Here is a 13,786-nt window from a genome sequence, read left to right on the forward strand (position 1 = left end):
GAGGGGGCATATGGATACAAAAAAAATTATGGAAAAAACCACTTTTAAGGTAAATGGAGAATCTTTAACGCTAAGTCTTCCTCCAACATTTCGCCTTGTTGATATCCTTCGGGATGTTTTATCTCTTACTGGGACGAAAATAGCTTGTGAGGCTGGCAGGTGTGGTGCCTGCTCAGTCATTATGAACGGAAAGCTGGTGAATTCCTGTTTAGTAATGGCATATCAATTGGAAAATGCTGAAATCTTAACGATCGAAAGCTTAGCAGAGAAAAACCTTCATCCTATTCAAGAAGCATTTTTAGAGGCAGGCGCACTACAGTGTGGTTACTGTACTCCTGGAATGGTAATGGCATTAAAAAGTTTACTAGATGAAAACGAACAGCCCTCTAGAGAGGAAGTACTGGCTGCATTATCTGGAAACCTTTGTCGCTGTACAGGATATGAAGGAATTTTAAGAGCTGTTGCGTTGTTAACTAATAAAAGGGAAGGGCAGGGATCAATAAATGTATACGATAGCAGAAATTAATCAAATGAATCGACAGGAATTCATTGAAAAGATCGGCTGGGTGTTTGAGCATAGTCCGTGGATTGCCAATAAAACATGGAAATATCACCCTTTTCCAAGCTTAAATACCCTCTATCAACTAATGGTACAGGCAGTAACAGAAGCACCAATTGAAGATCAGCTTGATTTAATCCGAGCACATCCAGATTTAGGCGCGAAGTTACAAATGACTTCCTCTTCGAGTAAGGAACAAAAGGGTGCTGGCTTGAATCAATTATCGCAGCAAGAATTCATGCAATTTGCAGCCTTAAATAAAGCCTATTCTGAAAAATTCGGCTTTCCGTTTATCTTAGCTGTCAAAGGTCATACAAAGGATTCCATTTATCAGTCCATGAAAGAACGCATCAACCACACAAAGGAAGAGGAATTTCAAACTGCATTAATCGAGATATTTGCCATATCGAAATACCGATTAGAGGAAATAGTCGAATTAGAAACAGAAGGACAAGGTGCATAGACTATGAAAACGGGCATAACAACTCATGTATTAGATTTATCCAATGGGAAACCAGGAAAAGGGATCAAAGTTGAGCTTTGGAGATTGCAAGATTCAGAAAGAATTTTTTTAGCAAGCGGAATAACCAATCAAGACGGCAGAGTCGACACTATCCTATTAGAAAAAATAGAGACAGGAGAATTTGAATTAGTATTTTATATACAAGAGTATTTTGGTCATTCAAAAGAACAACACCCATTTTTTACGACGATTCCTATTCGTTTTTATACAGATGAAACCCAACTGCATTATCATATCCCTTTATTATTATCTGGCTGGGGATATCAAACCTATCGGGGGAGCTGATGACTTGGAGGATTTAGATTTAATCATTCAAAATGGATTCCTTGTAAATGAGGAAACAGTCTATAAAGCAGATGTTGGAGTGAAGAATGGAAAAATAGCGATAGTTGGTTCAGGCATTAATGGAAATAATGCTACAAAAACTTACAATGCGGATGGTCTATATCTATTTCCAGGGGTTATCGATTCACATGTCCATTTTAACGAGCCGGGAAGAAGTGACTGGGAAGGGCTTGAATCAGGCAGCAAAAGCTTAGCTGCTGGTGGAGGAACGTTATTTTTTGATATGCCTCTTAATAGTCATCCACCTACAATAACAGAATATGGTTTCCAGCAAAAAGAAAGGCTAGCTAAGAAAAAATCAGTTATTGATTACCGTTTATGGGGAGGAATTGTTCCTGGTAATTATAATGAGATTGAAAAATTAGTAAAATGTGGTGTCATTGGTTTTAAAGCATTTATGTCGAATAGCGGGATAGAAGATTTTCAAAGCGCTGATGACCGCACTTTATATCAAGCGATGAAAAAAATCGCAGCTTTACATAGTATCTTAGCCGTTCATGCAGAAAGTGATACGATTACAGAGTTTTTAAGCAAGGAAATCATCCATCAACAGACTAATATAGGCCTTGCTTTTTCCAATGCAAGACCTATCTTTTCGGAAGTGGAGGCTGTTCAGCGGATCATTGCATATGCCGAAGCCACTAGATGTAAGGTGCACATCGTTCACATCACAAGTTCTAAAGTATTGGAACCAATAATTGTCGCAAAGCGGCGGGGGCTGGACATAAGCGTTGAAACATGTCCTCATTATTTATCATTAACAATCGATGACTTAGAAGAATTAGGAGCCGTCGCAAAATGCGCTCCACCGCTACGCTCTGATAACGAAGTAGATGACTTGTGGGAAGCAATCAAACGAGAGGAAATTGATATGATTGGATCAGATCATTCACCATCGCTTCCATCCATGAAAAATGGCAATTTATTAGAAGCATGGGGTGGGATTGCCGGCTGTCAAACGACACTGTCTGTTTTATTAGAAGAAGGCTATTGGAAACGAGGAATTTCTCTTCCGATTATCGCAAAAATAACAAGTACAAACCCAGCTAAACGTTTCGGGCTCTATCCACAAAAAGGAAGTATCACAAATGGAAGTGATGCAGATATAGCTATTGTTGATTTAAATGAAACCTATACACTCCAAAAGGAAGATCTGTATTATAAGCATAAAATAAGCCCTTATATAGGCAAAACGTTTAGGGGGAAAGTGAAAGCAACTATTTGCAAAGGAGAAATAGTTTATTCAACTCTTAATAGATAGCAAGACTTTCACAATTTATTTATGAGAATACAGGAGAATTCAGTGTCTGTAATTAACCATGATTGAGGAGGAAAAACCTCTAATCATGGATTGTTTTGTTTCCTTTTGTATAGAAAGTATTTATTTGGCCGATGAAAACCACTTATATCATCTTTTCCGCAAAAAGTGGCGTTCATTTGTTGAATGAAAACCACTTATGCCATCTTTTCCATAAAAAGTGACGTTCATTTGTTGAATGAAAACCACTTATGCCATCTTTTCCATAAAAAGTGGCGTTCATTTGTTGAATGAAAACCACTTATGCCATCTTTTCCATAAAAAGTGACGTTCATCTGGAGAATGAAAACCACTTATATCATCTCTTTCACAAAAAGCAGCGTTCATCTTCCTTAAATGCACCTTCCCTTATCGACAATTAATTTTTCCGTAACCACAACAAAATACGAATTATTAATAATCTAACTTAATAAACGTTCGGAAATAGAGAAAAAAAGACTTGAATAGAAGAGCTTTTTACGATATTATGCAGAATAAAGGAATAATTAATTGTTTAGGGGGATTGGCAATCGTGTTAGGAGCACCAAATACTTCACAAGCAAGAAAGATTATGTTATTAGGTTCAGGAGAATTGGGTAAAGAGGTGATTATCGAAGCGCAGCGGCTGGGACTAGAAACAATCGCAGTCGATCGTTATGATCATGCACCAGCTAGTCATGCTGCCCACCGCTCATATACAATAGATATGCTTGATGGTAATCAATTAAAAGCAATAATTGAAAAAGAAAAACCGGATCTTATTGTTCCTGAAATTGAGGCGATTGCTACTAGTGCGCTAGTGGAGCTGGAAGAAGAGGGGTATTCGGTAGTTCCAACTGCTAAGGCCACCTATTTAACGATGGATCGCGAAGGTATTAGAAGATTAGCAAGTGAAACGTTGAACATACCGACAGCAAAATATGCCTTTGCCAATAACATTTCGGAATTGAAAGATGCTGTACAGAATATAGGCTTTCCGTGTGTAATAAAGCCAGTCATGAGCTCTTCTGGGAAAGGTCAAAGTATTTGCCGAAGCATAGATGGAATAGAATCTTGCTGGAAAGAAGCTGTTGATGGAGGAAGAGGGAAGAAAACAAGAGTCATAGTAGAAGAGTTTATTGCATTTGAATCAGAGATTACACTTTTAACCGTTCGTTCAGTTAATGGCACAATCTTTTGTCCCCCAATTGGACATACCCAAAAAGACGGAGATTATATAGAATCATGGCAGCCGCATTTCATGTCTGCTGAGCAATTAAATGAGGCAGAAATGATTGCTAAGAAAATTACAGATAGTCTGGGTGGTTATGGAATTTTTGGTGTGGAGTTATTTTTAACAGAAAATGGAGTTTATTTTAGTGAAGTCTCACCTCGCCCTCATGATACTGGAATGGTAACAATGATTACTCAAGACTTATCTGAATTTGCTTTACATGTTAGAGCCATTCTAGGATATCCAGTTACAGGAGTGAAGCTGCATAGCCCAGGTGCTAGTAAAACATTAAAAGCAACTGAAGAAAGTAACGACTACTTAATTCAGGGGATAGAAGAAACGTTATCATTTGAAAATACTCAAATACGCATTTTTGGAAAACCAAAGACGACAGAGGGGCGAAGAATGGCAGTAATATTGCATACAAATGAAACGGTTGAATTAGCGTTAGAAGGGGTAAGAAAAGCTGTTGCGCCACTTTCCATCACCTATTCTAGCTAATTAGAAAATGCAATTAGTGATAATTTATAAATAAACACAATAGGGGTCTTACAATGAAAACAAAAAATCGTTGGCTTATTGCTTTATCTGCAGTCGGTATTCATATTTCAATCGGATCTGTATACGCATGGAGTGTGTTTACAAAGCCGCTTGAGTCACAGTTTAATTGGACATTAACGAGCATTTCCTGGACTTTTAGTATTGCTATTTTATTTTTAGGATTATCTGCTGCCTTTTTAGGGCATTTTGTTGAAAAATACGGACCGCGAACTTCTGGTATGTTGTCCGCTTGTATGTTCGGTTTGGGGATGGCTGGTGCTGGTTTTGCAATAAGCATCGAATCTTTACCGCTTCTTTACATTACCTATGGAATATTTGGGGGGATTGGATTAGGAGTCGGTTATATTACTCCTGTTTCAACATTGGTTAAGTGGTTCCCGGATCGCAGAGGCTTGGCAACTGGATTAGCGATTATGGGATTCGGTTTTGCTGCGATGATCAGCAGTCCAGTTATGAATTATTTAATTAATACAGCTGGTATAGCTAATACATTTTATATTCTTGCAGCTGTTTATTTTGTTATCATATTTGTTTCAGCACAATATTTAGAAGCACCGCCAAAAGGATTTATGCCAAAAGGTTTTCAGCAATCAGTTGAAGCTGGAAATGGAAAAGGGAAGAAAGATTTATCACAATTAACAGCAAATGAAGCCGTAAAAACGAAACGATTTTGGGCGTTGTGGATTATGTTATTTATTAACATTACTTGTGGGATTGCTATTCTTGCTGTTGCTTCGCCCATGGGGCAGGAATTGGCCGGCATGTCAGTTGCAGGTGCAGCAACACTAGTTGGGATTATGGGTGTATTTAATGGAATTGGAAGAATTGCCTGGGCTGCAATTTCTGACTATATTGGCAGACCCAATGTATATACTTTATTTTTTGCTATCCAAGTAGTAGCATTCTTTGCATTACCACATTTACATCATTATATTGCCTTTTCCATTATTGTATTTATTATTATGTCTTGCTATGGCGGTGGATTCGCGTCAATCCCAGCTTATATTGGAGATATATTCGGTACAAAACAGTTAGGGGCAATTCATGGTTATATTCTTACAGCTTGGTCTGCTGCAGGTGTTGCTGGACCTAGCATTGTATCATGGATTCGCGATACAACAGGAAGCTATCAAGGAACATTGCTTGTTTTCTCTTGTATGTTTATTATATCTCTGGCAGTTTCCTTGCTTATTCGTATAGATATTCGTAGATTAGAAGAAATGAATAGATCGGCGACAGAAAGTAATAGCTTCTAATAGTATTTAAATAGGACTTATCACGTTTGTTACATCTTAAATCTTCTCAAACGTAATAAGTCTTTTTTCTATATCTTAGTCTTTCCAAGTATACGGATAAGTAGTATAGTAGGTTCATTGGAAATTTGTAGCTTAGGTAGGGGAATTTAGAGAATGGAAAATTTTAATACGCAGTTTTTGTATTCCGTGATTATTATTGGCATTGGATATTTCTTTAAACAAAGAAATATTATTAAAGAAAAAGATGGCGAAGGTCTTGCAAGGATCATTTTCAATATTACTTTACCTTGTTTAATCATCACCACCTTACATAATGTTATAATTGAAAAATCTTTGTTAATATTGGTATTTCTTGGTTTATTCTATGGTGTTCTTATTTCCATAATTGGACTATTTCTTTTCCGAAATGAAGCGAATAAGCAAAAAGGCATGTTAGGCATGCTGATTCCTGGATTTAACATTGGTATCTTTGCATATCCTTTGGTGCAAGGTATATGGGGGGCTGAAGGGATAAAATATTTTGGTATGTTCGATATCGGAAATGCCATTGTTACTTTCGGAATTAGTTATTTAATTGGTAGCTATTATTCACAAGAAGGGTCCGTACTTTCAGCGAAGCAAGTGGTAGGGAAGCTGGGACGGTCTATCCCGCTGATGACCTATGTATTTATTTTCTTCATTAGTATTGTAGGTTTCGAGATACCCCATCAGATAATTGATGTGACATCTACAATATCGAAGGCGAATATGCCACTCTCTTTATTGCTTCTCGGTATTTATTTGAACTTTTCTTTTGATAAGAATCACTGGAAAGGGATTGGAAGGGTACTCGGAATACGGTACGGGACAGGTCTTTTTTTAGGCGTGCTAGCATATTTTTTATGGCCAGCAGAAGATATGTTTCGTTATACCATTTTAATCTGCTTAATCTTGCCAATGGCATCAAGCGTTTTACCGTATAGTGTGGAGTTTAAATATAACCAACGTTTTGTTGGAACTGCTGCTAATTTATCGATAGTTATTAGTTTTTTCTTAATTTGGATGATTGGTAATTTAATTGTGTAATTATAAAGTTTACTAATCATAAAAACGAGGCTGGAATCAATTTTCCAGCCTCATTTTTTATTCTGTCACGAAGTTTTCGGTATAATATGGTTGGGATTTATTGTTAAAGGCAACCCCAACGCCGAGTGAGGCGAAATCTTTTTGCAGGATATTTTCCCGATGGCCCATTGAATTCATTAAGCCTTCGTGAGCAAATATACTGCTGTTTTGGCCATAAGCCAAATTCTCCCCGGCTATAGTGTAACGGATGCCATCGTTCAGCATGCGATCAAATGGAGATTCACCCTCCAGATTAGTGTGGCTGAAATAATTATTTTCTGCCATATCCAAACTATGTTTTCGAGCTGTATCACGAACTGCCTCATCCCAAGTCAGCGGTTTTAAATGGTTATTGACACGACTGGCATTGGTTAAATCAAATAATTGATATTCAAAGCCTTCTTTTAAGTTCTCGTTTCCTTCCACATAAAAATCCTTGCGATTTTCTTCCAAAGAAGAGCTGACAATTTGTAGAGCAGTAACGCTGTTATTTTCATGTTTATCAAAGAATACTGTTACATATGAGTCATCAAGTCTGAATACTTCGTAATCTCTGTCCTCTGCCATTTTATAAAAAACAAGTCCTTTTCTTATCTCTGTTAACGGTTTTCCTAATGTTTTTAAGACAACTTCTTTCTTTGTTCCTTTTTTAATCCCATTTGTTGAAGCAATTAAATCTTGATTGGTATATAAGGCTTCTACTTGATTATGTTCATCATAGCCTACCATAACAAAATTGTGATAATTTTGATGATAGGCATACCAAGAGATGCCGTATTCATTGATTGTTTCCCGTTTTGGTGATCCCAGTGACTTTTCAACCGACTTTTTATCATCGCCGAGAGATATATTATGAATCGAAAAAGGATGGTCTTGCGGTGTAACTAATTCTGGTTTATCAATTTCTTCAGTATCTTCAGTATTTCCTTCAATATTCCAGTCAGGTAATATATCCTCTGCATTTTTAAAAAAGGATTTTATGTTTTCAAACTCATCAGTAAAGGATTGGAAAAAGGAAGTGATCGAATCTTGATTTATGCGATTTTCCATGGAACTAGAAGGTTTGCTTTCTTCAGCATTATGTCCATTGTCTTTAAAATAAAAATTATATGCTCCATATATAAGGAGAATGGTAATAACCCATTTTAATAGTCTAATCATTGATAGTAACCTCCAATAGTCTTCTAATTATAACCAAAAAAATTAGGTTTAAAACTATTTTATCTGGGTATATTGAGATAGATTGTTTTTCACTTTTTATCCTATTTAATTATTATACCATGCCATTACGTCCTAATTGGTTTGTCTAGACTGTGTAATCAATTTGTAAAGCATCTTTATTATATGTTAACGCTATAAACTGTTATAATGAATATAGCCGTTTCTATTTGGAAAATTTTACTTATAAGCACTCTAGACAGATTTAAGACGGTTTTAAAGGAGGCACTATGCATTTAATTAGAACCGACATTGATGAGATTTTAACAAACACAGCCGATTTAGAGCAGGAAATATCTACATGGAATTTAATCGACATAGAAATTGATGAACTTTTAGAAGACACAAAACATTGGAATTAAACATTGCAATCAAATTTACAAATAATTTTGTAGATATTGGTTGTTTTTTTGTGCTGTAAATAATTATTAGGAAAAAATTTCACATCTTTTTATCAAAATTACTTTCACTATAGTAAGTTTGCGTTATAATAAATAGAAATAATATTTAAGATGAGGAGAATGGAAACGTGACAGATCAAACAATCACTGTGACTTTAGCAAAAGAAAAAAAGCCGAAACCAGATCCTTCTACATTAGTATTTGGTAAAGTATTTACAGATCATATGTTTATGATGGATTATACAGTAGACAAAGGATGGCATGATGCTCAAATTTTGCCCTATCAACCAATTACTTTAGATCCTGCTTCTGTTGTTTTCCACTATGGCCAAGCAGTTTTCGAAGGCATGAAGGCATACTTAACAGAAGAAGGTAAAGTGCTTTTATTCAGACCGAAGAAAAATATGGAGCGTTTAAATAAATCAAATGACAGACTTTGTATTCCAGAAATAGATGAAGAGTTTGCTCTAAATGCTTTAACACAATTAATTAATATTGATAGAGAGTGGATTCCAAAAGGGGAAGGTACTTCTTTATACATAAGACCATTTATCATTTCCACACAGCCCTTCTTAGGAGTTGCTGCATCAATTAGCTATAAATTTATGATCATTTTATCTCCTGTTGGTTCGTATTATAAAGAGGGAGTTAAACCGGTTAAAATCTTTGTGGAAAATGAATATGTTCGTGCAGTTGCAGGTGGTACAGGATCTGCTAAAACAGCTGGAAACTATGCAGCAAGCTTAAAAGCACAACAAATTGCAAATGAAAGAGGATATTCCCAAGTTCTTTGGTTAGATGGCGTAGAAAAGAAATATATTGAAGAAGTTGGAGCTATGAATGTTTTCTTTAAAATTAATGGGGAAGTATATACCCCTGAATTAAATGGAAGCATACTAGAAGGGGTAACCAGAAGCAGTGTTATGGAGTTGCTGCAATATTGGAATATTCCTGTAACAGAAAGAAAAATAACTATTGCTGAAATCTTTGAAGCACATAAAAATGGGCAATTAGAAGAAGCATTTGGTACAGGAACAGCTGCTGTTATCTCTCCGATTGGTGAGTTCTTCTGGAACGAGGAAAAAATCATTTTAAATAATGGAGAAACAGGGGAGTTAGCATCCAAATTATATAATACAATTACAGATATTCAAAATGGAAGACAAGAAGATCCATTTGGATGGGCTGTTGAAGTGAAATAATTCCTTTTGCGAGGAAAATAAAGGAGTATCTTAATGGTGAATAAAAGCCACACGCTAAATTTTGGATGGAATTTAATAGCACATAAAGATTATAAACTTTTCTCTAATCAAAATGAATATGTTTTAATGGATTGGGATGGGGACGTTGTCTTATGTGTTTCTGTTCAAGACCATGAGATTGAAATCCTTCGTAGTAATTGGAATCTTCATTTTAAAGTGAATTTAGCTTTTAAAACAATCAAGGTGTTTAATGAGCCGGATGAAGAAGAATGAACCAGTAAATTTTTAAAGGAATAATAACGGAAAACTTAAAAGAGATAAAGCTTCGATTTATAATCGAAGCTTTATCTTTATTATAATGCGAATAAAATAAATTATTAAACAGATTTCGTAATCAAGGGCTCTAAAATAAACGTATCAATCACCTTTGCTATACCATCGTTGTTATTTGTATCAGTTACGTAATCTGCAAGCTGCTTCACATCATCTGGCGCATTTCCCATAGCAACTCCAAGGCCAGCAAATTCAATCATGGCAACATCGTTATAACTATCACCTATTGCAATCACTTCTTCTCTAGAGATACCAAGTTTTTCAATAAGTATCGCTAAGCTTGTCCCTTTAGTAACACCTAATTCAGTAAATTCAAGGAAGTATGGCTTAGAGCGCATGACACTTAAATCATTAGCTAATTCTTTTTGCAGCCTTGCTTCTACCTCTTTAAGATAATTTTCTTCTTTCACCATTAATACTTTTACAACAGGAGTCGAAACGGTCTGCTTGAAATCCGCAACTGTTTTTATCGGCAAGCCTGTAAGTTTTCCTTCGATTTCAGTAAAAGGATTATTTTCTTGCGTAATAATTTCGTCATTCATATAAGTATGAATCCAAATGTTTTCTCTCTGGCTCAAATCAAATAGCTGATGAACTGTTTCGGGAGAAAGTGTACTGCTGAATACTTCTTCGTTTGTTTGACAGTTAGTTATTTTTGCTCCGTTGAATGAAAGAATAAAACTGCCATATTCCGCAAGTCTTAATTCTTTTGCCGCGTCCAGCATTGCATATGTTGGTCTTCCAGAAGCGAGAACTACTTTTACACCTTTTTCTTGTGCAAGCATTAAAGCAGTTTTGGTTGCTTCTGAAATAATATGGTCATCTGTTAATAAAGTATCATCCATATCTAATACGATCATTTTATAGCTCATCTGTATTTCCCCTTTCATAACCTCTTTACAGAATACATGAAAATAGAGAAATAGCCAATATCAAATTGATGATAAGATAGCGAAACAAAACCTTGAATTGTTCCTTTTTATGTTTATAAATTTCTTTAGTGGGAAGTAAATAAATAAAGTTAATAAAGTTAATAAAGTTAATAGTTAGGGGTTAAACAAAAACATCTTAAATGGGTTAAATTACCTTGAAAAAGTATTTGAATTATCAGAATATTACTGCTATACTATAAAAAAGAACAAGGGGTTGATTCAAATGGAAAAATATTTATTAAATGCACCAAAACAGTCTGTAGGAAATGTTGTGGATTCTTTATTTGCAGAAATGGTATTGGAAAAGGCCCTTTATGACTTTCGAAAAGCTACACTAAAAAGACAAATCGATGAAACATTAATTGCTGGTGACAAAGAATTATTTTATCGTTTAACAGAAGAATTAAATCAATTAACTGCAAAATAACTACTATAAAATAAACAATATAATCATAACCGCTATCCTAGAGGAGAAAACCTCGCTATATTTCTGAGAAGAGATGCAGCGAGGTCTTTTCCTGAAAAAGGATAGCTATTTTCGTTCTATCAACTTATCGTTTAACCATATAAAAACTGCTGATAAACATAGGTTTATCAGCAGTGTAAGGGACACATAAAATGTGTCCTACGTATTGAGGCAATAAACTACGCTCCACATAGCGCAATAACGTTTATTGACTTATTCAATATAGCTCATCGCTTGATAAATATAACACATATAGATGATACTGACAAGCTTTTTTAAAGAATAGTAGTTTTATTGTCTAATTTTAGCATACGGAATCTTTGTGTGCTGAAATTAGCATTGCTGTTGAAACTGTAAAAAAAAGCCAATGGTGCTTATTAATTAGCGCAAAGCTAAATTAGAGATTGATCAAAGGGTCGTATTAGTCTTTTCTGCTTTACATAAAAGCCTTCTGCTATGTATCATTATTGCATATACATAAAATCTCTTCTATTTTAAAAGAAATGATAAGACTTTTATAAATAAGGGTAAAATAGAAACAGAAAGAATGGGAGGAAGTTTATGCAAACATATAAAACAAGAGAAGAAGTTGCTGATTGTGAAAAATGGAATTTACTTGATATATACAAAACAGAGGCTGAGTGGGAAAAGGATTTAGATGCGGTAAAAGAAAAAATAGCGGCTCTTTCAGAATTCAATGGAAAAATTACGAATGGAACAACATTATTAGCGTATCTAACATTATCAGAGGAAGTTAGTTATATATATAGAAAAGTCCACGCATACGCCATGCTTCTTTTAGACTTAGACACGCGGAATACACATGCTCAAAGTCTTATTGAAAAAGCTCGTATAGTCGGCCAAAAATATAGTAGTGCCACTGCCTTTTTTATGCCATATTTATTATCCTTAGATGAAAAGGAATTGAAAACTTACATACAAGAAGAAGATTGCTTAGCATATTTTGAAAAAGATCTCTTGGAATCTTTCCGCTATAAAAAACATGTATTAAGCAAGGAGAAAGAAGAGGTACTATCTGAACTGGGAGAATCGCTATCTGTTCCTAGTAATGTGTTCGGTATGATAAATAATGCAGATATAACCTTCGGGGAAGTAACAACAGATAATGGAGAAAAGATTGAATTAACAAGAGGAATGTACGCAAAAAGAATAGAAGATGAGGACCGAGATGTTAGAAAAGAAGCTTATTTGGCGTATTATAAGCCATATATCGGTCTTAAAAACACAATAGCAGCGACCTTTAGCGCCGCCGTTAAAAACAATGTAAAAACAGCAAAACTTCGAAATTATCCTTCTGCCTTAGAAAAAAGCTTATTTGGTGACCAAGTACCTGTTGAGGTTTACCATAATTTAATTAGTACGACGAGAAAAAATTTACCTTATATGGATGATTATATGAATTTTCGTAAGAAACGACTGCGGCTTAATGAGCTTCATGCTTATGATTTAAGCGTTCCATTAGTTGGAGAGGCAGCTAAAGAAGAGATCAGCTATGATGATGCTTTTCAGATTATGCTGGAGGCGCTGAAGCCTCTTGGTGAAGAATATTTAAGTGTGCTAAAAACCTTTAAAGAAAAACGATACATTGATGTACGTGAAACGCCTGGTAAACGTTCAGGTGCTTACAATTTAGGCTTATATAGCGTTCATCCGTATATTTTACTGAACCATAGAGATGATTTAGATAGTTTATTCACCTTAGCTCATGAATGCGGACACGGCATGCACTCTTATTTTAGTAGTAAGCATCAGCCGCAAATAAGTGCAGGATATAGTATTTTTGTTGCAGAAGTAGCATCTACTGTTAATGAGGTCTTATTAATTCGCCATTTGTTAAAAATAGAAGATGATGAAACAAAACGCGAGCATTTATTACATCATTTTATTGATAGTTTTAAAGGAACCTTCTTTACACAAGTTATGTTTAGTGAGTTTGAAAAAGCGGTTCATGAACAAGCGGAAAAAGGATTGCCACTGTCTTTGGACTTTTTCAATCAAACCTATGAAGAACTATTTAAAGCATACAATGGCAGTTCTTTAGTAATAGACGAACAAGTGAAATATGGATGGGCAAGAATTCCGCATTTCTACCGTCCATTTTATGTATATAAATATGCGACTGGCTTTGCTTCTGCAATTAATATTGCCGATAAACTTTTAGAAGGAAAGAAAGAAGATGCAGAGAACTACTTAGACTTTTTAAAAAGTGGAAGTTCTGATTATCCTCTTGAACTTCTGAAGAAAACCGGTGTCGATTTGACCAGTCCTGAACCAATTAATCATGCATTAACGATTTTTCATTCCTTAGTGAAGGAAGTATTAAAAAAATAAAGTTTTCACAAAACAATAAGAAGC

The 13,786-nt window shown here is 35.2% G+C and carries 14 protein-coding genes; 12 read left to right on the forward strand and 2 right to left on the reverse strand.

Translation table 11 applies throughout. The features are described 5' to 3' along the window. Positions 1-10: 10 nt before the first annotated feature. The 7 genes from NSQ92_RS10395 (at position 11) to NSQ92_RS10425 (ending at position 6,819) form a co-directional block, all read left to right on the forward strand. On the forward strand, positions 11-526 hold the full coding sequence (locus tag NSQ92_RS10395; protein ID WP_047943424.1) for a (2Fe-2S)-binding protein: 516 nt from the start codon (positions 11-13) through the stop codon (positions 524-526). After that, entirely contained in the window at positions 504-1,022 is a 519-nt protein-coding gene (gene uraD / locus NSQ92_RS10400) for a 2-oxo-4-hydroxy-4-carboxy-5-ureidoimidazoline decarboxylase (RefSeq protein WP_047943425.1), read from the forward strand. The genes NSQ92_RS10395 and uraD overlap by 23 nt, the downstream gene beginning before the upstream one ends. 3 nt (positions 1,023-1,025) lie before the next feature. Beyond that, a complete protein-coding gene (gene uraH / locus NSQ92_RS10405; RefSeq protein WP_061798850.1) occupies positions 1,026-1,367 on the forward strand; it encodes a hydroxyisourate hydrolase in 342 nt (113 codons plus the stop codon). 4 nt (positions 1,368-1,371) lie between these two features. After that, positions 1,372-2,688 carry an allantoinase gene (locus tag NSQ92_RS10410; RefSeq protein WP_047943427.1) on the forward strand — a complete coding sequence of 439 codons (1,317 nt, stop codon included), beginning with the start codon at positions 1,372-1,374 and terminating at the stop codon, positions 2,686-2,688. Between the two features lie 568 nt (positions 2,689-3,256). Then, a complete protein-coding gene (gene purT / locus NSQ92_RS10415) occupies positions 3,257-4,438 on the forward strand; it encodes a formate-dependent phosphoribosylglycinamide formyltransferase (protein ID WP_341152918.1) in 1,182 nt (393 codons plus the stop codon). Positions 4,439-4,491: 53 nt separating this feature from the next. Continuing rightward, complete coding sequence (locus tag NSQ92_RS10420; RefSeq protein WP_047943429.1) at positions 4,492-5,754, forward strand: L-lactate MFS transporter; 1,263 nt, start codon at positions 4,492-4,494, stop codon at positions 5,752-5,754. A 153-nt stretch (positions 5,755-5,907) separates the two neighbouring features. After that, the gene (locus NSQ92_RS10425; protein WP_341152756.1) at positions 5,908-6,819 is read left to right on the forward strand and encodes an AEC family transporter; all 912 of its coding nucleotides are present in this window, start codon (positions 5,908-5,910) and stop codon (positions 6,817-6,819) included. A gap of 57 nt (positions 6,820-6,876) precedes the next feature. Here NSQ92_RS10425 and NSQ92_RS10430 read toward each other — a convergent pair whose 3' ends face one another. Beyond that, positions 6,877-8,019, reverse strand: coding sequence for a CAP domain-containing protein (locus tag NSQ92_RS10430; RefSeq protein WP_341152757.1), 1,143 nt, complete (start codon positions 8,017-8,019; stop codon positions 6,877-6,879). A gap of 287 nt (positions 8,020-8,306) precedes the next feature. Between NSQ92_RS10430 and NSQ92_RS10435 the strand changes: the two genes are divergently transcribed. The 3 genes from NSQ92_RS10435 to NSQ92_RS10445 all read left to right on the forward strand — a co-directional run bounded on the left by NSQ92_RS10435 (position 8,307) and on the right by NSQ92_RS10445 (position 9,952). Then, entirely contained in the window at positions 8,307-8,438 is a 132-nt protein-coding gene (locus tag NSQ92_RS10435; protein ID WP_268874827.1) for a hypothetical protein, read from the forward strand. A 167-nt stretch (positions 8,439-8,605) separates the two neighbouring features. After that, entirely contained in the window at positions 8,606-9,679 is a 1,074-nt protein-coding gene (locus tag NSQ92_RS10440; RefSeq protein WP_047943432.1) for a branched-chain amino acid aminotransferase, read from the forward strand. Positions 9,680-9,712: 33 nt separating this feature from the next. Then, positions 9,713-9,952, forward strand: a complete 240-nt coding sequence (locus NSQ92_RS10445; RefSeq protein ID WP_047943433.1) for a hypothetical protein — start codon at positions 9,713-9,715, stop codon at positions 9,950-9,952. A 104-nt stretch (positions 9,953-10,056) separates the two neighbouring features. Here the strand turns inward: NSQ92_RS10445 and NSQ92_RS10450 are convergent, their stop codons facing one another. Further along, positions 10,057-10,884: a Cof-type HAD-IIB family hydrolase gene (locus tag NSQ92_RS10450; protein ID WP_047943434.1), complete on the reverse strand. Its 828-nt coding sequence runs from the start codon at positions 10,882-10,884 to the stop codon at positions 10,057-10,059. Positions 10,885-11,167: 283 nt separating this feature from the next. Here NSQ92_RS10450 and NSQ92_RS10455 point away from each other — a divergent pair, with 283 nt between their 5' ends. Beyond that, positions 11,168-11,371: an IDEAL domain-containing protein gene (locus NSQ92_RS10455; RefSeq protein WP_047943435.1), complete on the forward strand. Its 204-nt coding sequence runs from the start codon at positions 11,168-11,170 to the stop codon at positions 11,369-11,371. A gap of 600 nt (positions 11,372-11,971) precedes the next feature. Beyond that, positions 11,972-13,762 carry an oligoendopeptidase F gene (pepF, locus tag NSQ92_RS10460; protein WP_341152758.1) on the forward strand — a complete coding sequence of 597 codons (1,791 nt, stop codon included), beginning with the start codon at positions 11,972-11,974 and terminating at the stop codon, positions 13,760-13,762. Positions 13,763-13,786: the final 24 nt, after the last annotated feature.

Source organism: Niallia sp. FSL M8-0099, assembly GCF_038006945.1.
Classification (GTDB): Bacteria; Bacillota; Bacilli; order Bacillales; family Cytobacillaceae; genus Niallia; species Niallia circulans.

Excerpts from the sequence above, each read along its gene's own strand:
- uraD (WP_047943425.1), top strand. The coding sequence starts at position 504 with ATGTATACGATAGCAGAAATTAATCAAATGAATCGACAGGAATTCATT.
- uraH (WP_061798850.1), top strand. The coding sequence starts at position 1,026 with ATGAAAACGGGCATAACAACTCATGTATTAGATTTATCCAATGGGAAA.
- NSQ92_RS10420 (WP_047943429.1), top strand. The coding sequence starts at position 4,492 with ATGAAAACAAAAAATCGTTGGCTTATTGCTTTATCTGCAGTCGGTATT.
- NSQ92_RS10445 (WP_047943433.1), top strand. The coding sequence starts at position 9,713 with ATGGTGAATAAAAGCCACACGCTAAATTTTGGATGGAATTTAATAGCA.
- NSQ92_RS10430 (WP_341152757.1), bottom strand. The coding sequence starts at position 8,019 with ATGATTAGACTATTAAAATGGGTTATTACCATTCTCCTTATATATGGA.
- NSQ92_RS10425 (WP_341152756.1), top strand. The coding sequence starts at position 5,908 with ATGGAAAATTTTAATACGCAGTTTTTGTATTCCGTGATTATTATTGGC.
- NSQ92_RS10395 (WP_047943424.1), top strand. The coding sequence starts at position 11 with ATGGATACAAAAAAAATTATGGAAAAAACCACTTTTAAGGTAAATGGA.
- NSQ92_RS10455 (WP_047943435.1), top strand. The coding sequence starts at position 11,168 with ATGGAAAAATATTTATTAAATGCACCAAAACAGTCTGTAGGAAATGTT.
- NSQ92_RS10435 (WP_268874827.1), top strand. The coding sequence starts at position 8,307 with ATGCATTTAATTAGAACCGACATTGATGAGATTTTAACAAACACAGCC.
- pepF (WP_341152758.1), top strand. The coding sequence starts at position 11,972 with ATGCAAACATATAAAACAAGAGAAGAAGTTGCTGATTGTGAAAAATGG.
- NSQ92_RS10450 (WP_047943434.1), bottom strand. The coding sequence starts at position 10,884 with ATGAGCTATAAAATGATCGTATTAGATATGGATGATACTTTATTAACA.